Annotated in this window: 20 protein-coding genes; 15 read left to right on the forward strand and 5 right to left on the reverse strand. The window is 62.3% G+C overall.

The annotated features are described in order from the left end of the window. The first annotated feature begins 478 nt into the window (after positions 1 to 478). A complete protein-coding gene (locus DSM107133_RS18640; protein WP_114294716.1) occupies positions 479 to 1,204 on the forward strand; it encodes a ribonuclease activity regulator RraA in 726 nt (241 codons plus the stop codon). Positions 1,205 to 1,226: 22 nt separating this feature from the next. On the opposite strand, the gene DSM107133_RS18645 is transcribed toward DSM107133_RS18640, so the two are convergent. Further along, complete coding sequence (locus DSM107133_RS18645) at positions 1,227 to 2,633, reverse strand: amidase (RefSeq protein WP_114294717.1); 1,407 nt, start codon at positions 2,631 to 2,633, stop codon at positions 1,227 to 1,229. Between the two features lie 212 nt (positions 2,634 to 2,845). Here DSM107133_RS18645 and DSM107133_RS18650 point away from each other — a divergent pair, with 212 nt between their 5' ends. Beyond that, complete coding sequence (locus DSM107133_RS18650; RefSeq protein ID WP_114294718.1) at positions 2,846 to 3,670, forward strand: IclR family transcriptional regulator; 825 nt, start codon at positions 2,846 to 2,848, stop codon at positions 3,668 to 3,670. Positions 3,671 to 3,832: 162 nt separating this feature from the next. On the opposite strand, the gene uraH is transcribed toward DSM107133_RS18650, so the two are convergent. Beyond that, the gene (gene uraH, locus DSM107133_RS18655) at positions 3,833 to 4,186 is read right to left on the reverse strand and encodes a hydroxyisourate hydrolase (RefSeq protein ID WP_114294719.1); all 354 of its coding nucleotides are present in this window, start codon (positions 4,184 to 4,186) and stop codon (positions 3,833 to 3,835) included. A gap of 153 nt (positions 4,187 to 4,339) precedes the next feature. Here uraH and puuE point away from each other — a divergent pair, with 153 nt between their 5' ends. Both puuE and DSM107133_RS18665 read left to right on the forward strand, forming a co-directional pair. Next, on the forward strand, positions 4,340 to 5,752 hold the full coding sequence (gene puuE, locus DSM107133_RS18660; RefSeq protein WP_114294720.1) for an allantoinase PuuE: 1,413 nt from the start codon (positions 4,340 to 4,342) through the stop codon (positions 5,750 to 5,752). Then, positions 5,749 to 6,237 carry an ureidoglycolate lyase gene (locus tag DSM107133_RS18665; protein WP_114294721.1) on the forward strand — a complete coding sequence of 163 codons (489 nt, stop codon included), beginning with the start codon at positions 5,749 to 5,751 and terminating at the stop codon, positions 6,235 to 6,237. Before puuE ends, DSM107133_RS18665 begins: the two co-directional genes overlap by 4 nt. 204 nt (positions 6,238 to 6,441) lie before the next feature. Here DSM107133_RS18665 and DSM107133_RS18670 read toward each other — a convergent pair whose 3' ends face one another. Beyond that, on the reverse strand, positions 6,442 to 7,359 hold the full coding sequence (locus tag DSM107133_RS18670) for a LysR family transcriptional regulator (RefSeq protein WP_114294722.1): 918 nt from the start codon (positions 7,357 to 7,359) through the stop codon (positions 6,442 to 6,444). A 100-nt stretch (positions 7,360 to 7,459) separates the two neighbouring features. Between DSM107133_RS18670 and DSM107133_RS18675 the strand changes: the two genes are divergently transcribed. Next, on the forward strand, positions 7,460 to 8,692 hold the full coding sequence (locus DSM107133_RS18675) for a urate hydroxylase PuuD (protein WP_114294723.1): 1,233 nt from the start codon (positions 7,460 to 7,462) through the stop codon (positions 8,690 to 8,692). A 282-nt stretch (positions 8,693 to 8,974) separates the two neighbouring features. Here the strand turns inward: DSM107133_RS18675 and DSM107133_RS18680 are convergent, their stop codons facing one another. Further along, a complete protein-coding gene (locus tag DSM107133_RS18680) occupies positions 8,975 to 9,877 on the reverse strand; it encodes a LysR family transcriptional regulator (RefSeq protein WP_114294724.1) in 903 nt (300 codons plus the stop codon). 179 nt (positions 9,878 to 10,056) lie between these two features. On the opposite strand from DSM107133_RS18680, the gene xdhA reads away from it, so the two are divergent. The 7 genes from xdhA (at position 10,057) to DSM107133_RS18715 (ending at position 19,625) form a co-directional block, all read left to right on the forward strand. Next, on the forward strand, positions 10,057 to 11,520 hold the full coding sequence (gene xdhA / locus DSM107133_RS18685) for a xanthine dehydrogenase small subunit (RefSeq protein WP_114294725.1): 1,464 nt from the start codon (positions 10,057 to 10,059) through the stop codon (positions 11,518 to 11,520). 14 nt (positions 11,521 to 11,534) lie between these two features. Further along, positions 11,535 to 13,853, forward strand: a complete 2,319-nt coding sequence (xdhB, locus tag DSM107133_RS18690; RefSeq protein ID WP_114294726.1) for a xanthine dehydrogenase molybdopterin binding subunit — start codon at positions 11,535 to 11,537, stop codon at positions 13,851 to 13,853. A gap of 4 nt (positions 13,854 to 13,857) precedes the next feature. Further along, positions 13,858 to 14,727, forward strand: coding sequence for a xanthine dehydrogenase accessory protein XdhC (xdhC, locus tag DSM107133_RS18695; RefSeq protein ID WP_114294727.1), 870 nt, complete (start codon positions 13,858 to 13,860; stop codon positions 14,725 to 14,727). A 44-nt stretch (positions 14,728 to 14,771) separates the two neighbouring features. After that, positions 14,772 to 16,355 carry a xanthine/uracil/vitamin C permease gene (locus DSM107133_RS18700; protein ID WP_114294728.1) on the forward strand — a complete coding sequence of 528 codons (1,584 nt, stop codon included), beginning with the start codon at positions 14,772 to 14,774 and terminating at the stop codon, positions 16,353 to 16,355. Between the two features lie 65 nt (positions 16,356 to 16,420). After that, entirely contained in the window at positions 16,421 to 17,752 is a 1,332-nt protein-coding gene (guaD, locus tag DSM107133_RS18705) for a guanine deaminase (protein ID WP_114294729.1), read from the forward strand. Between the two features lie 129 nt (positions 17,753 to 17,881). Then, positions 17,882 to 18,709 carry a bifunctional allantoicase/(S)-ureidoglycine aminohydrolase gene (locus tag DSM107133_RS18710; protein WP_114294730.1) on the forward strand — a complete coding sequence of 276 codons (828 nt, stop codon included), beginning with the start codon at positions 17,882 to 17,884 and terminating at the stop codon, positions 18,707 to 18,709. A gap of 289 nt (positions 18,710 to 18,998) precedes the next feature. After that, positions 18,999 to 19,625 (forward strand): hypothetical protein, encoded by a 627-nt coding sequence (locus DSM107133_RS18715; protein WP_162792111.1) that lies wholly within the window; start codon positions 18,999 to 19,001, stop codon positions 19,623 to 19,625. 10 nt (positions 19,626 to 19,635) lie between these two features. Here DSM107133_RS18715 and bhcR read toward each other — a convergent pair whose 3' ends face one another. After that, positions 19,636 to 20,463 (reverse strand): HTH-type transcriptional regulator BhcR, encoded by an 828-nt coding sequence (gene bhcR / locus DSM107133_RS18720; protein ID WP_114294732.1) that lies wholly within the window; start codon positions 20,461 to 20,463, stop codon positions 19,636 to 19,638. 167 nt (positions 20,464 to 20,630) lie between these two features. Here bhcR and bhcA point away from each other — a divergent pair, with 167 nt between their 5' ends. The 3 genes from bhcA to bhcC are packed head-to-tail and all read left to right on the forward strand — an operon-like array spanning position 20,631 to position 23,963. Further along, positions 20,631 to 21,821: an L-aspartate--glyoxylate aminotransferase BhcA gene (gene bhcA, locus DSM107133_RS18725; protein ID WP_114294733.1), complete on the forward strand. Its 1,191-nt coding sequence runs from the start codon at positions 20,631 to 20,633 to the stop codon at positions 21,819 to 21,821. Continuing rightward, positions 21,821 to 22,786 carry a beta-hydroxyaspartate dehydratase BhcB gene (gene bhcB / locus DSM107133_RS18730; RefSeq protein WP_114294734.1) on the forward strand — a complete coding sequence of 322 codons (966 nt, stop codon included), beginning with the start codon at positions 21,821 to 21,823 and terminating at the stop codon, positions 22,784 to 22,786. Before bhcA ends, bhcB begins: the two co-directional genes overlap by 1 nt. A 13-nt stretch (positions 22,787 to 22,799) precedes the next feature. After that, entirely contained in the window at positions 22,800 to 23,963 is a 1,164-nt protein-coding gene (bhcC, locus tag DSM107133_RS18735; protein ID WP_114294735.1) for a 3-hydroxy-D-aspartate aldolase BhcC, read from the forward strand. Positions 23,964 to 24,150: the final 187 nt, after the last annotated feature.

A 24,150-nucleotide genomic window follows, 5' to 3' on the forward strand; every position in this document is an offset into this window, starting at 1 on the left:
GATGTGTCGGGTCGGGTTTCGGAGGCCCCGGAGCAGTCAGCGGTGGCGGAGTCTGCGTATATGGTGACAGGGTGGATACTTTTCCATGCGATGGCAGGTTGTGAGCTTTGGTTTCAACAGATGGCACATCGTTTCCTCAACGGGTAAATATGCCGGGATGACCAGCAGCGGAACGACAAAGACACGGGTCACATCCAGGTTCTTGAAACTCGCCCACAGGGCATCTGACCGGCAGGACGAGATCGCGTTGCCCGGACAGGATTGGCGCCCGCCTTTTCCGCCCGGAAAGAAACGTGGCGACATCTTGCAGGAATGTGCACAGCGCTCCGCTCGACAACGTACTTGCCAGACGCAAATTGATATATTAGTTTGAAGGTGCGGCACCCCCTTCGCCCCGATCGGCGCCAAACGCCGTCTTTGCTGGCAACCACCCCGCGTCGTCCAACAGGCGACTCCGACAGATTTCAGGGAGTGCTCCATGAGCGACTATGTTCTTTCCGACGTAACCAGGGCCAAGCTCAAGCGCATCGGGACCGCGTCAATTGCCACGCAGCTTTACAAGCGCGGCCTGCGCAACCAGTTCATTCAGGGCGTATCTCCGGTGTCACCCAAGACCGAGCGGATGGTCGGGCAGGCCTTTACCCTGCGCTATATTCCTGCGCGCGAAGATCGCAACGCGCTGGAGGTGTTCCGCAACGAAGACCACCCGCAGCGTGTCGCCGTGGAAACCTGTCCGGCGGGGCATGTTCTGGTGATGGATGCGCGTCAGGATGCCAGTGCGGCCACGGCCGGTTCGATTTTGATGACCCGCATGGCGGTGCGCGGCTGCGCCGGAGTTGTCACCGACGGCGGGCTGCGCGATGCGGCGGGCATTGGGGCGCTGGACATGCCGGCCTTTTACGCGCGCCCCTCGGCCCCGACCAATCTGACCAAACACGAGGCGCTGGACATCAACGTGCCCATCGGCTGCGGCGGCGTTGCGGTGTTCCCCGGTGACGTGATCGTGGGCGATGGCGACGGGGTCATGGTGATCCCTGCGCATCTGGCCGACGAGATTGCCGAGGTGTGCTCGGGCATGGAAGCCTTTGAGGATTTTGTGCTGGAACAGGTGCTGGCCGGTGCGCCGATCATCGGGCTGTACCCCTGCACCCGCGACGAGAACCAAAAGAAGTTCGACGCCTGGCGCGCCAAAACCGGACGCTGAGGCGGTGCAACCCCCGCGCCGCCTACATCGGCCAGGGGCGCATGGCGGGGCGCATCTGTTCATAGGCCCGCGCCATGCGCAGCACGCCCAGATCGTCAAACCGTTGCCCCGCGATTTGCAGCGCCATCGGCACCCCGTTTGAATCGTAGCCACAGCACAGCGACACGGCGGGCTGTTCGCTCATGTTATAGGGCACGGTAAAGCCGATCTGGTCATGGGCGCGGGTCACGTCGTTGTTGGCATAGCCCCATTCGGCGGGAAAGCTGGTGTTGGCCGACAGCGGCGACAGCATGAAATCATAGGCCTTGGTCGCGGCCACGGTCAGCTTGCGAATGTCCACTGTCGCCTGAAATGCGCGGTACCCTTCAAGGGCGGTAAAGCCCGGCACCGGATCGACCCATTCCAGAAAGATCGGCAGGATCTTTTCGCGGTGGCCCGGCGGCAGGTCGGCAATGTCCTTGGCCGCGCGGATGCTCCAGAACCGGTTCAGCCCTTGCAGGATCTCGTCGGTCATCCACGGCGCGACCGGCTCGACAATGGCCCCCGCCGCTTCAAAGGCTTTGGCGGCTTCCAGCACCGGCGGGATCACCTGCGGGTCTATCGCCATGCCGCAACCGGCATCCAGTTGCAGGCCGATTTTGACGCCGGTCAGGTCCATGTCCAGATTGGTCCAGTCAAAGTCCGCAGGCGGCAGGTTCATCCAGTCGCGTTTGTCGGGGTCGGGGCGCGATACCACGGCCATCATCAGCGCGGCATCCGCAACCGTGCGGGTCATCGGGCCGGCACAGCGGCCCATGAACGGCGGGTCGATGGGCACGCGGCCAAGGCTGGGTTTCAGCCCGACCAACCCGTTCCACCCCGCGGGAAAACGGACCGATCCGCCGATGTCAGTGCCGATGTGAAAGGGACCATAGCCCGCAGCCCCCGCCGCGCCTGCCCCGGCGCTGGACCCGCCGGGGTTCATTTTCAGGTTCCACGGGTTGCGTGTCAGCGGGTGGATGCTGGACAGGCCCGACGACATCGCGCCGAATTCCGGCATCGTCGTCTTGCCCAGAATAACCGCGCCGGCCTCGCGCAGGCGGGCAGCGGGGGGTGCGTCCCGGGCGGCGGCCACCAGCGGCGTGGCAGCTGTGCCAAAGGGCACCGGCACGCCCTTGGTGGCGATGTTTTCCTTGATGGTGGTGGGGATGCCGTCAATCGTGACCCCGTCCTGCGTGATCTGTTCCCCTTTGCGCCAGCGCACCTGCGACGCTTCGGCCATGCGCAGCGCCTCTTTCGGGTCATAGGCATAGGTGGCTTTCAGCTCGGGCTCGCGGCGTTCGATCTGCGCGATGACCGCGCGGGCGGCATCCACGGGCGACGCTTCGCCGGATGAGTACAGCGCAATCAACTGGGTCGCGGTCAGCGCGTGCAAAGGCGTGTGGGTCATCGTGGTGTCCTGGCGCGGGCATGTCCGGGTCGGCGGAAATGCAGATTAATGATGCAACTGTATCAATTGTTGACATATCCATATTAAAACAACAAGGCTTTGTCGGGGAAAGCTGGTAATTTTCAGACCCCTGCCGCATATCGCGTCAAAATATCGAACCGCAGGGCCCCGCACCATTATACTGCACGGATGCGATTCAAGAGAGGCTGAGAATGACCGAAGAGACGATCCATGCCTGGAAAGGTGTCTATCCCGCCGCCCCCGAAGCGCCCGATGCCGAGGAACGCGACCCGCTGTTCGTGCGTGCCGCCGCGCGCACCATGCAGGTTCTGTCGGCCTTCCACGGCGCCGAAGGCCCGCTCAGCCTGACCGATATGTCCAAGGCCGCAGGGCTGGATCGCAGCACCACCCAGCGCATCATTCATACCCTGCGCAAGCTGGGATATATCCAGCGCGACGACCGCGACACCGGCTATGTGCCGGGCATCCGCCTGTATGACCACATCTTTGACACCATGCGCCTGAACGGCCTGATCCAGCGCGCCATTCCGGTGTTGTTGCAGCTGCGCGATACGGTGGGCGAACGGGTCGACCTGTCGCTGATCGACGACACGCGGCTGGTCTATGCGACCCGCTTCCAGCCCAAGCGCGACACGCTTTATGCCATGATGCTGGGCCACAGCGTGCCGATCTATTGCACCTCGGCGGGCTGGGCGGTGCTGGCGCAACTGGACGAGGCAGGCGCGCGCGACATTCTGGAGCGGTCGGAACGGGTGAAATACACCGAACACACGCTGATCGACCCCGATGCCATTATCGAGAAAACCCGGAAGCTGAAGCAGCAGGGCTATGCGGTGGCCATCGAACAATTGATGCCCGGCGAGATTGCCATCGGTGCGGCCATCACCAACCCGCAGGGCAAGGCGATTGGCGCGGTGACGATCACGGCGATGCTGTCGGACTGGTCCGAAGCGGACTTTGTACGCACCATGCGCCCCGCGCTGGTGCAGGCGGTGAACATGCTGGGGCGCGGGTAGGCGGGCCGTGGCGGAGCGTGACCCGTCCACATAGGGAAGGGCCCGCCGTCACGCCAAGCGGGGGCCAGTCATGTTTGGTGCGCCTTTGTATGTCGTGCTGTATGCGCGCCTTTGGCGTGCGTTCCCAGAATCGCGATACAGCGCAGAAGCGCCCGGCGACCGTCAGCTTCCCCGATAGGTCGAATACCCGAACGGCGACAGCAGCAGCGGCACATGATAATGCATCGCCTGCGACATCCCGAACCGCAGGGGGATCACGTCCAGAAAGCGCGGCGTTTCCGGCGGGGTGCCGCAGGCATCCAGATAATCGCCAGCGTGAAACACCAGCTCGTAAGTGCCGGATGCGAACTGTTCAGCGGGTAATATCTGTTCATCTGTGCGCCCGTCCGCGTTTGTCTCAAGCGTTTTCAGATGGGTGCGGACCGCGCCCTGAACGCGAAACAGATCAATGCGCAGCCCCGCCGCCGGGCAGCCGCGTGCCGTGTCCAGCACATGTGTTGTCAAATATCCGCTCATCGCATTCTCTCCGGTTGGGTCGGCCTGTTTATAGGCGCAGGACCGCACGGGCGGCAAAGCGCCGCGAGCAAGAGGCTGCTTATGGTATTTTTTGAAAGTATACTGGATTGTTCTGCATTATAGCAGAGTAAAACGCACCAAAGGAGTACCGCCATGACCCGATATCCCCGTGACATGACCGGCCATGGCGCCACGCCGCCTGCTGCCAACTGGCCCAACGGGGCCAAGATCGCCGTGCAGATCGTGCTGAACTATGAAGAAGGCGGCGAGAATAACGTGTTGCATGGCGATGCGGCGTCCGAGGCGTTCCTGTCCGAGATCACCGGCGCGCAGCCCTGGGCGGGGCAGCGGCACTGGAACATGGAAACCATCTATGAATACGGCGCACGGGCCGGATTCTGGCGGGTGCACCGGATGCTGAGCGACCTGCCGGTCACGGTCTACGGTGTTGCCACCGCATTGGCCCGCGCCCCCGAACAGGTAAAGGCGATGAAAGACGCAGGCTGGGAAATTGCCAGCCACGGGTTGAAATGGGTGGAACACAAGGACATGCCCGAGGAGGAAGAGCGCGCGGCGATTGCCGAGTCGATCCGCCTGCACACCGAAGTTGTCGGCACGCCGCCGCGCGGCTGGTACACGGGGCGTTGCTCGATGAACACCAACCGTCTGGCCGCCGAAACGGGGCAGTTTGCCTATCTCGCCGACAGCTATTCCGACGACCTGCCCTATTGGGAACGCTTCGCCGGACGCGACCAGCTGGTTGTGCCCTATACGATGGATTGCAACGATATGCGCTTTGCCATCCAGGCGGGCTTTACCACCGGCGCGCAGTTCGAAAGCTATCTGAAAGACAGCTTTGACGTGCTCTATGCCGAGGGACAGGAAGGCGCGCCCAAGATGTTGTCGATCGGATTGCATTGCCGTCTGGTTGGCCGGCCCGGCCGTGCGGCGGCGCTGAAACGCGCGATTGACTATATGCGGTCGCATGCCGATGTCTGGTTTGCCAGCCGTCTGGACATTGCCGAACATTGGGCGCGTGAACATCCTCCCGTTGCCTTCGAACGCCCGTCGGAGATGGATCAGGCACGGTTTGTACAGGAATTTGGCGGCATCTTTGAACACAGCCCCTGGATCGCAAAGGCCGCGCACGGATTGGAGCTGGGGCGCACCCATGACACCGCGCAGGGCGTGCATAATGCGCTGGCGCGGGTCTTCCGCTCGGCCAGCGAACAGCAGCGGCTGGAGGTATTGACCGCTCACCCCGATCTGGCCGGCAAGCTGGCGGCGGCCAAGCGGCTGACAGCCGAGTCGACAGCCGAGCAGGCCTCGGTCGGGCTGGACGCGCTGACCGATGATGAGCGCAGAAACTTCACTGCGCTGAACGATGCCTATACCGCCAAGTTCGGCTTTCCTTTCATCATCGCCGTGCGCGACAACACCAAGGCGTCGATCATGGAGGCCTTTGCCCGTCGCATCGACAACGACCGTGACACAGAATTTGCCGAAGCCTGCGCACAGGTCGAGCGGATCGCGGAGCTGCGCCTGATCGAGAAGTTTGCCACATGAGCAGGACACTGACGCTGGAACCGCTGACGGCGGCGGACTTTGCCCCGTTCGGGGATGTGCTGGACGTGTCGGGTGCGCCCGACAAGATCATCAATCAGGGGCTGTGCGGCCGCCACCACGACCGCGCGACGCTGGATTTCGGTGACGGGCGTGCGGGCATCAGCCTGTTCAACGCCGAACCGCGTCGGTTTCCGATCACACTGGATCTGGTCGAACGCCACCCCGAAGGCTCGCAAGCCTTCCTGCCGATGAGCCAGCACCCCTTTGTGGTGGTGGTGGCCCCGGACGCGGGCGGCACCCCCGGCACACCGCGCGCGTTTCTGACGGCGGCGGGGCAAGGGATCAATTTCCACCGTGGCACATGGCACGGGGTGCTGACCCCGATCCATGCGCCGGGCCTGTTTGCCGTGGTCGACCGGATCGGCGACGGCGCGAACCTTGAGGAACATTGGTTCGAGGCGGCTTACAAGATTGTGGAAGGCTGATACCAGCCAAACCCGGACACAGGGTGCCTGGCCCCGTCTGGCGTTGCCCTTTGTGGCAAGGTTGCCGTGGCCCTGTCTTGACGCCGTCAGTGGCAACCAGCGCGCAGAAATAGCACTTTCGAAAAACCTGAAACGCTGCCTGAAATAATATATTTCAACGGGTTAAGTGATGGACTGTGTATCACGTCTTTTCAAAAAGTGTTTTCAAAGCATCTCGCTGTCGCGCACCGCTTTGCTGATGCGTTCAATCACAAAATCCATGAACAGGCGGGTCTTGGGGTCCTGACGTTTGCGGTGGGTGAACAGGCACGCCATCTGGATCGGCTCGGGCGGAGTGGCTGTGGCCACGGGCACCAGCCGGCCTGCGCGCAAATGCTCGACCACTTCAAAAATCGGTTTCAGCACGATCCCCTGTCCCGCCAGCGCCCAGTCGGTCAGCACATCGCCGTCGTCGGATTCATAGCGCCCCGTGACCGCAAAGCGTTTCGGCCCCTCGGCTGTCATCAGCCGCCACTGAAATTCCGGCGCACCGGGAAAGCGCAGGTTCAGACATTCGTGGCGGTCGGCCACCAGTGCGTCGCCCGACAGCGGATCGCCGCGCGCGGCGATATAGTCGGGTGCGGCGCACAGCACCCGTTCGACATCGGCAATCTTGCGCATTCGCAGGGTGCTGTCCTCGGGTTGACCCAGAAAAAACGCCAGATCCAGCCCTTCGGTGGTCAGGTCGACCTTGCGGTCGGTCAGGCGCAGGCGCACCGAGACTTCGGGATAGGCTTTCAGAAAGGCAGGCACCTGCGGCGCGATCAGCCGCCGGCCCACACCCAAAGGGGCGGCCACGAACAGCGCGCCCTTGGGGTTGTCGGTGATCGACACCACCTGCGCCTCGGCGCTGTCCACCGATTCCAGTATCTCGCAGGCACCGCTGTAAAACGCCTTGCCCTGCTCGGTCGGGGTCAGGCTGCGGGTGGTGCGCTGGAACAGGCGCACGCTCAGGTGATCCTCAAGCTGCGAAATACGCGATGATGTCACTGCCGGAGAAATACGCAAATCGCGCCCGGCGGCAGACATACTGCCCAATTCATAGACACGCACGAAGGTACGGATATTATCAAGATAGGACATTGTTCTGATTTTTTTGATGCTGCTTGGTATTTTGCAACGATAGCAGAGTAATGAACCCGCGCCTAGAGTGGTGTGACATTCGAATCTAGGGAGAAGTGCCATGTATGATCTGGCTGTCTTGTGGGACTGGGCCGCTTTTGCGGTCCGTTGGTTGCACGTCATCACTGCAATGGCGTGGATCGGCGCGTCGTTCTTTTTCATTGCCCTTGATCTGGGGCTGAAGAAAGCGCCCAATATGCCGGTGGGTGCGCATGGCGAGGAATGGCAGGTGCATGGCGGCGGGTTTTACCACATCCAGAAATATCTGGTGGCCCCGGAAAACATGCCCGAGCACCTGATCTGGCACAAATGGCAAAGCTACATCACATGGGTGTCGGGAGCTGCGCTGTTGATGATCGTCTATTGGGTCGGGGGCGAATTGTTCCTGCTGGACCCGACCAAGGCCGATCTGTCGTTGTGGCAGGGCATCCTGATCTCGGGTGGATCGCTGACCATCGGCTGGATCCTCTACGACCTGATGTGCAAATCGAAACTGGGCGAGACGCCGACCTTTCTGATGCTGCTCTTGTTCGTGATCCTTGTGGTGATGTCCTGGGGCTATAACCAGATTTTCACCGGCCGCGCGGCGCTGCTGCATCTGGGGGCGTTCACCGCCACGATCATGACGGCGAACGTGTTTTTCATCATCATGCCCAACCAGCGCATTGTGGTGAATGACCTGAAAGAGGGGCGCACGCCCGATCCCAAGTACGGCAAGATCGCCAAGCTGCGGTCGACCCACAACAACTATCTGACCCTGCCGGTCGTCTTCCTGATGCTGTCGAACCATTACCCGCTGGCCTTTGCCACCGAATACAGCTGGGCCATCACCAGCCTTGTGTTCCTGACAGGTGTGACCATCCGGCATTATTTCAACACCATGCATGCCACCGGCAAGGGGCCGCACTGGACATGGGGTGTGACGGTGATCCTGTTCATCCTGATCGCCTGGCTGTCCACCGCGTCGATGCACGACACCTATGAAGAGGCCGAGGCGCGGCCCCTGACGGCGACCGAACAGCGGTTTGCGTCGGCGTCAGGGTTTGATGATGCCTATGACGCGGTGATCTCGAACTGTTCCATGTGCCATGCCCGCGAACCGGTTTGGGAGGGGCTGCTTTGGGCCCCCAAGGGCGTGCTGCTGGAAACCCAAAGCGACGTGGTGCGCCATGCGCCGCAGATCTACATGCAGGCGGGGCTAAGCCACGCGATGCCGCCGCCCAATGCGGTGCAGATGGATGATGACGCCCGCCGCCAGATCGTGGCGTGGGTGCGGGCGGCGTCGGGGGATTAAGGGCGCGCGGCCATGTGTGGCATGGTCACTGAGCACCCGAAGTTGCACTTCGTCGCAGCACCTCAAACACCAGCCCCACCCACCAAAGCCCGGAATCAAGGTGCAAAGCACCGCCGGGCAGCGCCCGACCGCCCCATGGGCGGGCGCTTCCTCACCGTATTGTGCCTCATCGCCCTCACGCCAAAGATCAGAAATAAAGTGGTATGAACCGACGTGCCGATGCCCACCCGCGGTCGGGCGCTGCCCTTTGTGTCGAGGTCATTCTGAGTAATTTTTCGACTGCTAAGCAGCAGGCAACAGCCCCTCGCAGTGTTTCACCACGAAATCGACGAACAGCCGCACCTTCGGGTCCTGCAGCTTCTTGTGCGGATACAAACACCCAAAGATCGTAGGCACCGGCGGTGTATCAGGCAGCACCTCGACCAGATCGCCGCGCGCCAGATGGCCCGCCACGTCAAAGCGTGGCTTGTTCACGATCCCGCGCCCGTCCAGCGCCCAATCGGTCAGCACATCCCCGTCATCGGCATCGTATTTCCCCGCCACCTCCAGCTTGCGCGGCCCTTGGGCGGTGTCCAGCGTCCAGAAGTATTCGGGCGAGCGGGGGTAGCGCAGCAGCAGACAGTTGTGATCCATCAGTTCATCAGGCCGCTGCGGTGCGCCCCGTTGCGCCAGATAGCGCGGCGCGGCGCACAGCACGCGGGCGCAATCGGCAATCTTGCGCAGCTTCATATTTGAATCCCCCGGCGTGCCGATGAAAAACGCGATATCCAGACCGTCTGCCAATATGTCCACCTTGCGATCCGACAGGCGCATTCGCACCCGCGTGTCGGGAAAGGCATCGACGAATCGTGGCACCAGCGGCGCTATCAGGCGGCGACCGGCCCCCAGCGGTGCAGTGATCTGGATGGTGCCACGCGGCTGGGCCGAATAATTGGCCACCTTGGCTTCGGCTGTTTCCAACGCACCCAGAACGGACTTTGCCTCGTCATAAAACACATGGCCGACCTCGGTGGGCGACAGCGACCGCGTGGTGCGGTTGAACAGGCGCACGCCCAGATGTTTTTCCAACTCCTTGATACGTTTACTGGCCACGGCCGGGGTCAGGCGCAGGTCGCGCCCACCCGATGTGATGCTGCCCAGTTCAACCACGCGCACAAAGACTTTCAGGCTTTCGATATAGGACATGGCGCAGGTTTCCTTGGCTGGTGGCCCTGTCGGTATACTCGCGTTTCACGCCATAATTATCAACACTTCGTTGAAAGTCTTTGCCGAAAGCTGCAGTTTTTCGATGCAGTGCGCTGGTGTATCCTGCCTCAAATCCCGTCTGCCGCAACAGCAGACAGGGCGACCCCGAGGAGACCCCCATGACCCAACGCCACGACATCCGCTTTCTTCTGAATGGCCGCGAGGTCACTGTCCCCGACGTGGGCGCCAGCCGGACGCTGCTGGATTTCCTGCGGCTGGACCGGCGCATGACCGGCACCAAGGAGGGCTGCGCCGAGGGCGATTGCGGGGCCTGCACCGTGCTGGTCGGACGGTTGGGAGCCGACGGTCTGAGCTATGCGCCGGTCAACGCCTGTATCCGCTTTCTGGCCTCGGTCGACGGCTGCCACGTCGTCACCATTGAACATCTGTCCGGTCCCGACGGGCGGCTGCATCCGGTGCAACAGGCGATGGTGGACCATCACGGCAGCCAGTGCGGGTTCTGCACGCCGGGGTTCGTGATGTCGCTTTATGCGCTGTGGATGGCGGTGCCCGAGCCGACGGAAACGCAGGTGGAAACTGCGCTGCAAGGCAACCTGTGCCGCTGCACCGGCTATGCGCCGATCATCCGCGCCGCCGTGGCGGTCAGCCGCTATGGCTCCCCCGCTGCCGATCATCTGAACACCGAGCGCGCCGGCATAACCGCGCAACTGACGGCGCTGCGCGACGGGGTGCGTGTGGTGACAGGGCCGGCGGATGATCTGGCGATCCTGCCTGCGGATGTGGACGATCTGGCGGCGGCGCTGCTGGAGTATCCCGATGCCACGTTGATCGCCGGGGCCACCGATGTGGGCCTGTGGGTGACGAAATTTCTGCGGCCCATTGGGCCTGCGATTTTCCTGGGCCATCTGGATGCGCTGAAGGCGGTGCAGGTAAAGGGTGACGCGCTGCAGATCGGGGCAGGGGCCAGCTACAGCGAGTGTCAGGACGCGATTTCCGCGCATTTCCCGCATCTGGGCCCCTATTGGGACCGTATCGCGGGCTGGCAGGTGCGCAATATGGGCACCGTGGGCGGCAATATCGCCAACGGCTCGCCCATTGGCGACACGCCGCCGGTGCTGATCGCGCTGGGGGCGGACATCACCCTGCGGCGCGGCGATGCGCAGCGGGTGCTGCCGCTGGAGACGTTTTTCATCGACTACGGCAAACAGGACCGCGCAGCGGGCGAGTTTGTCGAAAGCATCCGCGTGCCGCTGGCCGCGCAGGGGCAGATCGACGCCGCCTACAAGATCTCGAAACGGCGGGACGAGGATATTTCCTCGGTCGCGGCGGGCATCAGCGTGACGCGCGACGGCGACCGGATTGCCGAGGCGCGCATCGCCTTTGGCGGTATGGCGGCCACGCCCAAACGCGCGGTGCAGGCCGAGGCGGCCCTGCGCGGCGCGACCTGGTCCGAGGCGACCTTTGAACAGGCGGCACAGGCTTTGGCGCAGGACTTCGCCCCGCTCAGCGATTGGCGCGCCTCGGCTGACTACCGGATGCTGGCGGCCCAGAACCTGCTGCGCCGGTTCTTTCTGGAACATGACGATGCAACCACCGCGCCGGTCCAACTGGCCACAGCGTAAGAGAGGGTATTGCGATGAAAGACGAAGTTTCGATCCGTGGCGCGGTCCACACCGACCGTATTCACGACAGCGCCATCAAACATGTGACCGGCACGGCGGATTACACCGACGACATTCCGCAACCACAGGGCACATTGCACGCCTATCTTGGTGTGTCGAACGTGGCCCACGCCACGCTGAACGCGCTGGACCTGAGCGCCGTGCGTTCCGCCCCCGGCGTGGTCGGCGTGCTGACCGCCGCCGATGTGCCGGGATGCAATGACATCAGCCCCACGGGATTGAACGACGAGCCGGTTTTCCCCACCGACAGGATCGAATTCCACGGCCAGCCGCTGTTTGCCGTGATCGCAGAAACCCGCGATGCCGCCCGCCGCGCGGCAGAGCTGGCGCAGGTGGATTGCACCGTTCTGCCCCACGCGCTGGACCCGATTGCGGCGCAGGATGCCGGATACCCCCATGTCACAGCCCCCTTGAAGCTGGAGCGGGGCACGGTCGATGACGGCTTTGCCGCCGCGCCCAACCGCTTGCAGGGGCGCATCGCCATCGGCGGGCAGGATCATATGTATCTGGAGGGGCAGATCGCCTTTGCCATTCCGGGCGAGGATGACGACGTGGTGGTGCATTGCAGCACCCAGCACCCGTCGGAAGCGCAGCATATGGTGGCGCATGTGCTGGGCGTACCGTCCAATGCGGTCACGGTGAACGTGCGGCGCATGGGCGGCGGTTTTGGCGGCAAGGAAAGCCAGATGAACCTGTTTTGCGTGGTCGCCGCTATGGCCGCAAAGAAATGGAACCGCGCGGTAAAAATCCGCCCCGACCGCGATCAGGACATGACCGCGACCGGCAAGCGCCATGATTTCGTGGTGGATTACGATGTGGGCTTTGACGACGACGGGCGCATTCAGGCGGTCGAAAGCTGTTTCGCCGCGCGCTGCGGGTATTCGTCGGACCTGTCCGGGCCGGTGACCGACCGCGCGCTGTTTCACGCCGACAACGCCTATTTCTACCCGCATGTGCGGCTGACCAGCCGTCCGATGAAGACGAATACAGTCTCGAACACGGCCTTTCGCGGCTTTGGCGGGCCGCAGGGTGTGGTCGCTGCCGAACGGATGATCGAAGAGATTGCATATGCCACGGGCCGCGATCCGCTGGACGTGCGCAAGGTCAATTTCTATGGCGATGCGGGGCGGGATCTGACGCCGTACCACCAGCAGGTGCAGGACAATATCATCGGCCGGCTGGTAGACGAGCTGGAGGAAACCGCCGCCTATCGCCAGCGGCGTGCCGAGATTGTTGAGTTCAATGCAGGGTCTAAAATCCTGAAAAAGGGCATCGCCCTGACGCCGGTCAAATTCGGCATCTCGTTCACTGCCACCCACTACAATCAGGCCGGTGCGCTGGTGCATGTTTACTCTGACGGCTCCATCGCGCTGAACCACGGCGGGACCGAGATGGGACAGGGGCTGAACACCAAGGTGGCGCAGGTTGTGGCCGATGCGTTCCAGGTGGATTTCGACCGCATCAAGATCACCAGGACCACGACCGAAAAGGTGCCGAACACATCCGCCACGGCGGCGTCGTCGGGGTCGGACCTGAACGGGATGGCGGCGCTGAATGCGGTCGAGCAGATCAAGGCGCGGCTGGTGGCCTTTGCCGCCGAGACATGGGGCGTGGCCCCCGAGGATGTACGGTTTCGGCCCAATCTTGTACAGATTGGCGACGACACGCTGCCCTTCGACAGTTTCATCAAACAGGCCTATATGGCGCGCGTGCAGCTTTCGGCGGCAGGCTTCTACAAAACGCCCGACATCCATTGGGACCGTGCCAGCGGCAAGGGGCGTCCGTTCTATTATTACGCCTATGGTGCGGCCTGTTCCGAGGTGACGATTGACACACTGACCGGCGAATACCGCGTCACGCGGACCGACATCCTGCATGATGTGGGCCGGTCGCTGAACCCCGTTCTGGACAAGGGACAGGTCGAGGGCGCGTTCATTCAAGGCATGGGCTGGCTGACCACTGAGGAATTGTGGTGGGACGACAAGGGCGCGCTGCGCACCCATGCGCCGTCGACCTATAAGATCCCGCTGGCCAGCGACCGGCCGCGCGTCTTCAACGTCAATCTGGCCGACTGGTCCAAGAATCGTGAACTGACGATCAAACGGTCCAAGGCCGTGGGCGAGCCGCCCTTCATGCTGGGCATTTCGGTGTTCGAGGCGCTGTCGATGGCGGTGGCTTCGGTGGCCGATTACACCGTCTGCCCGCGTCTGGATGCGCCTGCCACGCCCGAACGGGTGCTGATGGCGGTGGCGCGGTTGCGGGCAGGGGCGTGACGCCATGAGCGCGCTTGCTGATTTCCTGTCGGCCCATGCATCGGTGATCTGCGTGACGCTGACCCGCGTGCGCGGATCGTCGCCGCGCAACGAAGGCACGGATATGTTCGTGGCCCCGCACGCGCTGTGCGGCACCATCGGTGGCGGGCAGCTGGAGCATATGGCGATTGAACGCGCCCGCGCCATGCTGACAGACGGTGCATTGAACGCAGTCATGGACGTGCCGCTGGGGCCGGAGATCGGCCAGTGCTGCGGCGGGCGGGTCGAGCTGTCGCTGGTGCGGATGCGGCAGGGGGACCGGCGCGCGGCGCTGAAAAAGGCGCAACAGGCGCAGGCGGCTTTGCCGTCTGTCTATGTCATGGGCGCGGGGCATGTGGGCCGGGCGCTGGCGGACCAGTTGCAGCACCTGCCGGTGAACTGCGTGCTGGTCGACACCCGCCCCGAGGAACTGGCGCAGTGCCGTGCGGCTGTGGACATGCGGTTCAGCATGATCCCCGAGGTCGAGATTGCGACCGCCCCTGCGGGCAGCGCCTTTGTCGTGCTGACCCACGATCACGGGCTGGATTTCCTGCTGACATCGGCGGCGCTGGAACGGGGCGATGCGGCCTATGTGGGCATGATTGGGTCGGCCACCAAACGGGTGAAATTCCGCAACTGGCTGCGCGATCACTGCGACGGCCAGAGCATTACAGATTTGAATTGCCCCATCGGGGCAAGCGGCAGCCGCGACAAGCGGCCCAGCGTCATTGCGGCCTTTGTGGTTGCAGAAGTGATGGCTGAATTGACCTCTGAAACTGCCGCGACTGCCCCGACAGGGGAACACAATGTGCCTGCAACAGGCGCACAATCAGACCGGACAGGGAGGACCGCCTGACATCAGGCGGAAAGGGGTCCGGTCGCAGTGGAGGAGAGACCGTCATGGACGGCAAAACGTATAACTACAGACTGTTTGCGCGCAGTGATTTCAGCGCATTCTGGGCGTTGTTCACCGACAACCTGATCAACCTGATCGTGCTGGCGGGGGTGTGCCAGTTCGTGTTCGATATGCCCGCGGCCATCGTGTTCGGGCGCATCCTGCCCGGCGCGGCGGTGGCGATCATGGCGGGGGTTGCGGTCTATACTTGGCTGGCCAAACGTGCCGCCACGCGGGCGGGGCGTGATTTCACCGCACTGCCTTACGGCATTTCGACGCCGGTGATGTTTGTGTATCTGTTTGGCGTTATAGGGCCGATTTACTGGGCCACGAATGACCCGTTGCTGGCCTGGCAGGTGGGCATCGGCGCGGGGTTCATGGGCGGCATTGTTGCGGCGATGGGGGCCATCGTTGGCCCGCTGCTGAAACGTGTGACACCGCGCGCGGGCATGCTGGGCACCCTGTGCGGCATCGCGCTGGTGTTCATCGGCACGGTGCCCTTGGCCACGGTGTTCGAAGACCCCTATGTCGGCTTTGCCTCGATGATCATCATCCTGTGGGGGCTGGTGGGGCGGTTCCGCCTGCCGTTCAACATTCCCGCCGGTCTGCTGGCACTGATTGTCGGCACGGTTGTGGCATTGGGCACGGGCAAGGCCAGCGTCAGCCTGGAAGGCGTCGCGTTCTATCCGCCGCTGCCCTATTTCGGAGACCTGATTGCCGGCATCCAGCACCTGTTTGCCAACCCAGAACTGTTTCTGGTTCTGGTGCCGGTGCAGATCTACAACTTCATCGAAACCATGAACAACGTCGAAAGCGCCGAGGCGGCGGGGGATACCTATCCGGTGGCGACCTGTCAGGTGACCGACGGGGTGGGCACGATGGTGGGCGCGCTGTTCGGCTCGCCCTTTCCGACGACGGCCTATATCGGACATCCGGCGTACAAACGCATGGGCGCGCATTCGGGCTATATCATCGGGGTCGGGCTGGTCATTCCCTTTGCCGTGTTCTTTGGTCTGCTGGCCTTTCTGAACAACCTGATCCCCGTGGCCGCCGCCGCACCCGTGCTGGTGTTTGTCGCGCTGAGCCTGATCACCAACACAGCCCATTCGGTCAAGACCGAGCATATGGCGGCTGTCACCATTGCGATGATGCCGCATATCTCGGCGTTCCTGATGATCAAATGGGGTGCGATGATGGGCGCGCTGGCCGCTGTCGGGGCGCAGGCGTTGCCGCAACTGGGTGATCCGGCGCTGACCGCCGCCCTGCTGCAACAAGGTGCGCATTTTGAAGGCCACCTTGCCCTGAGCCAGGGGGCGATCCTGACCGGATTGATCTGGGGTGCCATCGTGGCCAGCGTGATCGACGGTAATTTCCGCAATGCGGGTGGCTTTGCGCTGGCGGCATTCGGCATGTCGCTGGTGGGGATCATCCATTCGGCCAGCCTGCACTGGCCCGCCTTCAGCGGGGTTGCCGTGGGCTATCTGATCGCGGCGGCGTTCCTGTATATCTATCCGATTTTCCACCGCGACGATCTGGTGGAAAACCAGCCGCTGGCAGGTGACGCACCGCAGGTTACCCCAGGGGAATAACCCGTAAAACGCACAGGGCGCACACCGCGCCCTGTGTCCAATCTATCAAATATGGACGTTTCCAAATGACAGCCAGCCAAACCCTGTTGCGTGGCCGCACGCTGAACTTTTCCGCCGAACCGACAGGGCCGGAAGACACCGGCGCCTATCGCTATTGCGAGGATGGCGCGGTGCTGATCGAGGGGGGCATGATCGTCGCCTCGGGCGATTATGCATCCGTCGCGGCCCAGGCGGTGCAGCCGCAGGTGATCGACCACCGCCCGCATCTGCTGATGGCGGGGTTCATCGACACGCATATCCATTTCCCGCAGGTGCAGGTGATTGCATCCTGGGGGGCGCAGCTGCTGGACTGGTTGAACAGCTATACGTTCCCCGAGGAGACCCGTTTCGCCAGCCCCGAACATAGTGCTGCGATGGCGGGCAGGTTCTACGACCTGTTGCTGGGGCATGGCACGACGACGGCGGTGGCCTATTGTTCGGTGCACAAGACATCTGCGGACGCGTTCTTTGCCGAGGCCGCGCGGCGCGACATGCGGATGATCGGCGGCAAGGTGATGATGGACCGCAACGCCCCCGACGCGCTGATGGACACGCCGCAATCAGGCTATGACGATACACAGGCGTTGATCCGCGACTGGCACGGCAAGGGGCGGGCGTCCTATGCGATCACGCCGCGCTTTGCCATCACCTCGACCCCCGCGCAGATGGAGATGGCGCAGGCGCTGGTGGCGGAATACCCCGATTGTTATGTGCAGACGCATCTGTCGGAGAACCACGCCGAGATTGCCCTTACCCGCGAGCTGTACCCGCAGGCGCGGGATTATCTGGATGTGTATCAGTCTTATGGTTTGCTTGGCCCCAAGGCGTTGCTGGGCCATGCCATCCACCTGACCCCGCGCGAGATTGACGCGCTGGCCCAGACGGGAAGCCGTCCGGTGTTTTGCCCCACGTCGAACCTGTTTCTGGGCAGCGGGCTGTTCGATGACGCGGGCCTGCGCGGGCGCGGGATCGGCAACGCGATTGCCACGGATGTGGGGGCGGGCACCAGCTATTCCATGCTGCAAACCCTGAACGAAGGCTACAAGGTGCTGCAATTGCAGGGCCAGTCGCTGCACCCCTTGCGCGCGTTCCACTGGATCACGCGGGGCAATGCGGTGACGCTGGGGATGGAGGACAGGATCGGCACGCTGGAGGCTGGCACCGAAGCCGATGTCGTGGTGCTGGACGCGCGCGCCACACCTGCGATGGACCTGCGGATGGACCGTGCGGGCAGCCTGTCGGACGAGCTGTTCATCCTGCAGATGCTGGGCGATGACCGCGCAGTCGCGCAGGTCTATGTTGCGGGGCGGGCCAGCAAGGGGGCGCAGACTGCGCCGGTGCTTGAGGCGGCCATTTAGTTCAAAAGCCGATAACAGGGCACCGATTATCAAATCAAACCGAAAGGTGCTGTTGCGCATTTCCGTCTGGTCGGGGGGGCTGTTCGCGCCCATATTGATCCAGATTTCAAATCCTTGCAGGAGATACCCATGTCAGCAAAATATTATGCCCCCACGGGCGGGCATCCGGGACAAGAGCAATTGCTGACCGACCGGGCGATGTTCACCGATGCCTATGCGGTGATCCCCAAGGGCACGATGCGCGACATCGTCACCAGCTTTTTGCCATTCTGGGAGGGCACCCGCCTGTGGGTTCTGTCGCGCCCCCTCAGCGGTTTTGCCGAGACGTTTTCGCAATACATCATGGAAGTCGCCCCCGGTGGCGGGTCGGACAAGCCCGAGAGTGACGACGGCGCCGAGGGCGTGTTGTTCATCGTCGAGGGCACCGCGACCCTGCGGGTGAATGGCGAAGTGCACAAGATGGTGCCCGGTGGCTATGCGTTCCTGCCGCCGAGCTCCGGCTGGACCCTGCACAACGAAAGCGACGCGATGCTGCGGTTTCATTGGGTGCGCAAGGCCTATGAGGCGGTCGAGGGGCTGCCGATGCCCGAGGTGATCGTGACCAACGAGGCGGATATTGCACCCACGGTGATGCCGGAGACGGATGGCAAATGGGCGACCACGCGCTTTGTCGACCCCAGAGATTTGCGCCACGACATGCATGTGACCGTTGTGACCTTCGAGCCGGGGGCGGTGATCCCCTTTGCCGAGACGCATGTGATGGAGCATGGGCTCTATGTGCTTGAAGGGAAAGCGGTTTACCGGCTGAACCAGGACTGGGTCGAGGTTGAGGCCGGCGATTACATGTGGCTGCGCGCGTTCTGCCCGCAGGCCTGTTACGCGGGTGGACCGGGGCGGTTCCGGTATCTGCTGTATAAGGACGTGAACCGGCATATGAATTTGCGGCGGACGTTTTAGGGTCTCGCGACATAAGGGCGGCGCCTGACCGGGGTGGGCATCGCCACCCTTGTAACTGGCACTTTATCTCACGTCTTTGGCGTGAGGTATTTGGATCGCAAGACGGTGAGAAAGCGCCCGCCCATGGGGCGGTCGGGCGCTGCCCGGCGGTGCTACGCACCTTGATTCCGGGCTTTGGTGGGTGGGGTTGGTGTTTGGTGATGGTTGCTGGGGCCAAATGTGGGCCATTGAAAAAATTCGCATCTAGCGCTTAACTTTGCCGCAGTGCAAAATGTCGCGGAGTTCAGTGATGCATGAAAAACGATTTTACCATGAAGTATTAGGTCCGACAATAAATCTCCTAAACCGCACTGAACAAAATGTATGTGTTGAGCCAAATTTCAATGACTTAATATCCCTCGCAAAACAGGTAGCTTCTGCTGCATATCATTTTCGGGAGCCAATACTTCGTCACAGGGGCGAAGATAGGGTTGACCTAATGGCAGATCAAACCGCAGAAGAACTTAGACAACGTCTCGGTGATGTTGTCGATAGCAGCAAGCACGGTGTGCTGCGGAACCCAGATCGAACTGTAACCTTTCGAGCAAGCCTCGCCTTTGAATATGATCAGAGGTTTGGATACCGGTTTCTGAGAACTGAAGTATTGGCGACAAATGGCCGCTATGGATCGTATAATATTTGCGATACCATCCAAAATTTTCTTCCTTTTTTGGCAAAAGAGCTAAGCCTACCTGGGAGTGTGGAGGAGAGAACTCTGAAATCTCATCCGTTTTTGGAGTGGGCAGAAACATATTTGATGCCAGAAAGTGGCTTTGATCTCGAAGCGGTGGGTATTCGGACCTATCAAAAAGACGCCAATGGGATACTAACTCTTTCTAACCTGCCAGAGGTGAAGTTTCGCGTCATACAACACTAGCTCTCCAACCCTACCCCCCCAACGTCGCTGACAAATCCCGCGCCGCCGCCCGCACCGCTTCGCTCAGCCGTTCGATATCCTCCAGACCCACGCGGCTCGTCGGGCCAGAGACCGAAATCCCCGCCACCGCCTCTTGGTGAATGTCGAACACCGGTGCCGCGATGCAGCGCATGCCGATGTTGCGTTCTTCGGCGTCCACCGCATAGCCGCGCGCCCGGACCTGTTCCAGATCGGCGCGCAGGGTGTCCAGATCGGTGATGCTGTGCGGGGTAAAGGCGGTGAGCGTCTTGCCCGCCAATGCCCGCTGCAACCGCGCGTCGTCCATTTCCGCCAGCAGCGCCTTGCCGATGCCCGAAGCGTGCATGGGCGACAGGGTGCCGGGGGGGAAGAAGGCGCGGATGGTGGCCTCGGTCTCGACCTGGCTGACGAACAGAACCTGCCCGCCGCGTTCGATGCCAAGGTTGGCCGTCTCTCCCGTCTGCTCCATCAGCCGCCGCATCACCGGGCGGGCGCGCTCGACCAGACTGGTGCGGCGCAGGAAACGCGCACCGATGACAAAGGCGCGCGGGCCGATGTGCCAAAGCTGTTCGACGGCGTCAAATTCCACCAGCCCGCGCCCTTCGAGCGTGACAAGGATGCGGTAGACCGTCGCCGGCGACTGGTCGGTTTCGGCCGCCAGCGTGGTCAGCGCCTTGCCCTGATGTTCGCTGAGAAACTCGAACACCTCCATGGCGCGGTCCAGCGATTTGATGGTGTTTTGCGCGGTCTTGTCCGACCAGTCGCGGGGGCGACCACGGGCGCGGCGGGGTTCGGAGGGGGGATTATCTTGGGAAACCATATAATGCCTTTGTATTATTGCGAAAGCCGCTTTCGCGATGTGAAAAACTCAAACCACTGACAACGCTTGATTATTCTCTTTATAGCATTTTTGAAAAACGTTTTCAAAAAAATTGGGTTCGCGCACAGCCTGTCCTAGAGTGGGTGAGATACATCAAGGAGACGGACATGAGCTTTCAGAACCCAGTTTTCATTCCGGGGCCGACCAACATCCCCGAAGTTTTGCGCAAAGCCTGCGACATGCCGACAATCGACCACCGGTCGCCCCTGTTCGGCCAGATCCTGCACCCCGCCCGCGCCGGCGTGCGCAAGGTGCTGAAAAGCGAAAGTGCCGAGGTGTTCATCTTTCCCTCGACCGGCACCGGTGGCTGGGAAACGGCGCTGACCAATACGCTGAGCGCGGGTGACACTGTTCTTGCGGCGCGCAACGGCATGTTTTCGCATCGCTGGATCGACATGTGCCAGCGCCACGGGCTGAACGTTCAGGTGGTTGAAACCGCGTGGGGGCAGGGCGTGCCGACCGACCGCTACGCCGAAATTCTGGCCGCCGACACGGGCCACCAGATCAAGGCCGTTCTGGCCACGCACAACGAAACCGCAACAGGCGTGCGGTCGGACATTGCTGCCGTGCGCAAGGCGCTGGATGCGTCGAACCATCCTGCGTTGTTGTTTGTTGACGGCGTGTCTTCCATCGGGTCGATGGACTTCCGGTTTGACGACTGGGGCGTTGATGTGGCTGTGACCGGATCGCAAAAGGGCTTTATGCTGACGGCAGGTCTGGGCATCGTCGGCTTCAGCGCCAAGGCGATGGAGGCGACCAAATCCGCCAAGCTGCCGCGCACCTTTTTTGATGTGCACGACATGGCCAAGGGCTATGCCAACAACGCCTATCCCTATACGCCTGCTGTCGGTCTGCTGAACGGTTTGAACACCGCCTGCCAGATGTTGCTGGGCGAGGGGCTGGAAAATGTCTTTGCCCGTCACCACCGCATAGCCGAAGGGGTGCGCGCCGCTGTCGGGGCCTGGGGGCTTGAGCTGTGCGCGGCCACGCCTGATCTCTATTCCGACACGGTCAGCGCCATCCGCACGCCCGAGGGGTTCAATGCCACCAGCATCGTGACCCATGCGGCCGATGAATACGGCGTGGCCTTTGGTGTGGGTCTGGGCGAGGTCGCGGGCAAGGTGTTCCGCATCGGCCATCTGGGCAGCCTGACCGACGTTATGATGCTGTCGGGGCTGGCCACCGCTGAAATGTGCATGGTCGATCTGGGGCTGGATATCAAATTGGGTTCGGGCGTCGCCGCAGCGCAGGACTATTACCGCACCAGCCGCACGGTGCAGCAGCAGGACGCCGCGTGATGAAGGACAACGCAATGTATATCCCGACCTTTGACGACATGCTGGCGGCGCACGACCGGATTGCGCCCTATATCCACCGCACGCCGGTTCTGACGTCGTCTTTCCTGAACGAACTGACCGGGGCGCAGCTGTTCTTTAAATGCGAGAACTTCCAGAAGGCCGGCGCGTTCAAGGTGCGCGGCGCGTCGAATGCGGTGTTCGGTCTGTCCGACGCCGAGGCCAAGCTTGGTGTGTGCACCCATTCGTCGGGCAACCACGCACTGTCGCTGAGCTACGCCGCCGGGCGGCGGGGTATCCCGTGCAATGTGGTGATGCCCCGCACCGCGCCACAGGCGAAAAAGGACGCGGTGCGCGGCTATGGCGGCATGATTACCGAATGCGAACCGTCGACCACATCGCGCGAGGCGGTCTTTGCCGAAGTTCAGGCGCGCACGGGGGGCGACTTCGTGCACCCCTATAATGACCCACGGGTGATCGCGGGACAGGGCACCTGTTCGCGCGAGCTGATGGAACAGACCGGCGGGTTGGACATGGTCGTGGCCCCGATCGGTGGTGGCGGCATGATTTCGGGCACCTGCCTGACGCTGTCACATCTGGCCCCCGAGGTGCAGATCATTGCCGCCGAGCCGGATCAGGCCGACGACGCCGCGCGCAGTTTCCGCGCCGGTCATATCATTGCCGACGACGCGCCCGACACGATCGCCGACGGGCTGAAGGTGCCGCTGAAAGACCTGACATGGCATTTCGTGTCGAACCACGTCAGCGACATTCTGACCGCCTCGGAGGATCAGATTGTCGGCGCGATGAAACTGACGTGGAAGCGTATGAAAATCGTCATGGAAGCCAGCAGCGCGGTGCCGCTGGCCACCATTCTTGCCAACAAGGACCGCTTCGCTGGCAAGCGGGTCGGAATCATCATCACAGGTGGGAACGTCGATCTTGACGCCCTGCCGTGGTCCAATTGAAGGAGCCAACACCATGAATGCACCTGTTAAATTCGACAGCCTCGAAGTGGGCTATGACGTGCCGGCGCTGCCGGGCATGGACGCCGCAGACATCCAGACGCCCTGTCTGGTGCTGGATCTGGACGCGCTGGAACGCAACATCGTGAAGATGGGCGATTATGCCCGCGCGCACGGGATGCGCCACCGCGTGCACGGCAAGATGCACAAATCGGTCGATGTGGCCAAGTTGCAGGAACGTCTGGGCGGGGCCGTGGGCGTGTGCTGCCAGAAAGTGTCCGAGGCCGAGGTCTTTGCCCGTGGCGGGATCAAGGATATTCTGGTGTCGAACCAGGTTCGCGACGCGGCCAAGATCGACCGGCTGGCACGTTTGCCCAAGTTCGGCGCGCGCACGATTGTCTGTGTGGATGACCTGGCCAACGTGGCCGAGTTGTCGGCAGCGGCGGTGCAGCACGGCACCGAGATCGAAGTGCTGATCGAGATCGACTGCGGTGCGGGCCGTTGCGGCGTGACCACCACCGATGCGGTGATCGAGATTGCCAAGGCGGTTGAGGCGGCGGACGGTCTGACGTTTACCGGCATTCAGGCCTATCAGGGCGCAATGCAGCACATGGACAGCTACGAGGACCGCAAGGCCAAGCTGGACATCGCAATTGCGCAGGTCAAGGACGCGGTCGAGGGGCTGAAAGCGCAGGGGATCACCTGCGCGCTGGTTTCGGGCGGCGGCACCGGCAGCTATTATTTTGAAAGCAATTCGGGCGTTTATAACGAACTGCAATGCGGGTCTTATGCGTTCATGGATGCCGATTACGGGCGCATTCTGGATGCCAGCGGCCAGCGCATCGACCAGGGCGAATGGGAAAACGCGTTCTTTATCCTGACGCAGGTGATGAGCCACGCCAAGGCCGACAAGGCGATTGTCGACGCGGGTCTGAAGGCGCAGTCGGTGGACAGCGGGTTGCCGGTGGTCTTTGGCCGCACGGACGTTGAATACGTCAAATGTTCGGATGAACATGGCGTGGTCGCTGACCCTGACGGCGTGCTGAAAGTGGGCGACAAGCTGCGGCTGGTGCCGGGGCACTGTGACCCCACCGCCAATGTGCACGACTGGTACGTCGGCGTGCGCGGCGACAAGGTCGAGGTCGTGTGGCCGGTGTCGGCACGCGGCAAGGCCTACTAAGCTTTTCGTGACAGAGGACCCGGCCCGGGAGGGGCCGGGAAGTCGCCTGTATTGTATGCCCGATCCTTAGGCAGTGGCAAACAGGTGCGCGAAAAGATAGTTAAAAAACAATAATTTAATACTATCTGAAAGGGAGGAATGCATGACACATGTGATGCAGGAGGGCGCAGCCAGCGCCAAAACCGGC

Origin of the sequence: Pseudosulfitobacter sp. DSM 107133 (assembly GCF_022788695.1) — a bacterium.
In the GTDB taxonomy this organism is placed as follows: Bacteria; Pseudomonadota; Alphaproteobacteria; order Rhodobacterales; family Rhodobacteraceae; genus Pseudosulfitobacter.

Excerpts from the sequence above, each read along its gene's own strand:
- DSM107133_RS18640 (WP_114294716.1), top strand. The coding sequence starts at position 479 with ATGAGCGACTATGTTCTTTCCGACGTAACCAGGGCCAAGCTCAAGCGC.
- DSM107133_RS18645 (WP_114294717.1), bottom strand. The coding sequence starts at position 2,633 with ATGACCCACACGCCTTTGCACGCGCTGACCGCGACCCAGTTGATTGCG.
- DSM107133_RS18650 (WP_114294718.1), top strand. The coding sequence starts at position 2,846 with ATGACCGAAGAGACGATCCATGCCTGGAAAGGTGTCTATCCCGCCGCC.
- uraH (WP_114294719.1), bottom strand. The coding sequence starts at position 4,186 with ATGAGCGGATATTTGACAACACATGTGCTGGACACGGCACGCGGCTGC.
- puuE (WP_114294720.1), top strand. The coding sequence starts at position 4,340 with ATGACCCGATATCCCCGTGACATGACCGGCCATGGCGCCACGCCGCCT.
- DSM107133_RS18665 (WP_114294721.1), top strand. The coding sequence starts at position 5,749 with ATGAGCAGGACACTGACGCTGGAACCGCTGACGGCGGCGGACTTTGCC.
- DSM107133_RS18670 (WP_114294722.1), bottom strand. The coding sequence starts at position 7,359 with ATGTCCTATCTTGATAATATCCGTACCTTCGTGCGTGTCTATGAATTG.
- DSM107133_RS18675 (WP_114294723.1), top strand. The coding sequence starts at position 7,460 with ATGTATGATCTGGCTGTCTTGTGGGACTGGGCCGCTTTTGCGGTCCGT.
- DSM107133_RS18680 (WP_114294724.1), bottom strand. The coding sequence starts at position 9,877 with ATGTCCTATATCGAAAGCCTGAAAGTCTTTGTGCGCGTGGTTGAACTG.
- xdhA (WP_114294725.1), top strand. The coding sequence starts at position 10,057 with ATGACCCAACGCCACGACATCCGCTTTCTTCTGAATGGCCGCGAGGTC.
- xdhB (WP_114294726.1), top strand. The coding sequence starts at position 11,535 with ATGAAAGACGAAGTTTCGATCCGTGGCGCGGTCCACACCGACCGTATT.
- xdhC (WP_114294727.1), top strand. The coding sequence starts at position 13,858 with ATGAGCGCGCTTGCTGATTTCCTGTCGGCCCATGCATCGGTGATCTGC.
- DSM107133_RS18700 (WP_114294728.1), top strand. The coding sequence starts at position 14,772 with ATGGACGGCAAAACGTATAACTACAGACTGTTTGCGCGCAGTGATTTC.
- guaD (WP_114294729.1), top strand. The coding sequence starts at position 16,421 with ATGACAGCCAGCCAAACCCTGTTGCGTGGCCGCACGCTGAACTTTTCC.
- DSM107133_RS18710 (WP_114294730.1), top strand. The coding sequence starts at position 17,882 with ATGTCAGCAAAATATTATGCCCCCACGGGCGGGCATCCGGGACAAGAG.
- DSM107133_RS18715 (WP_162792111.1), top strand. The coding sequence starts at position 18,999 with ATGCATGAAAAACGATTTTACCATGAAGTATTAGGTCCGACAATAAAT.
- bhcR (WP_114294732.1), bottom strand. The coding sequence starts at position 20,463 with ATGGTTTCCCAAGATAATCCCCCCTCCGAACCCCGCCGCGCCCGTGGT.
- bhcA (WP_114294733.1), top strand. The coding sequence starts at position 20,631 with ATGAGCTTTCAGAACCCAGTTTTCATTCCGGGGCCGACCAACATCCCC.
- bhcB (WP_114294734.1), top strand. The coding sequence starts at position 21,821 with ATGAAGGACAACGCAATGTATATCCCGACCTTTGACGACATGCTGGCG.
- bhcC (WP_114294735.1), top strand. The coding sequence starts at position 22,800 with ATGAATGCACCTGTTAAATTCGACAGCCTCGAAGTGGGCTATGACGTG.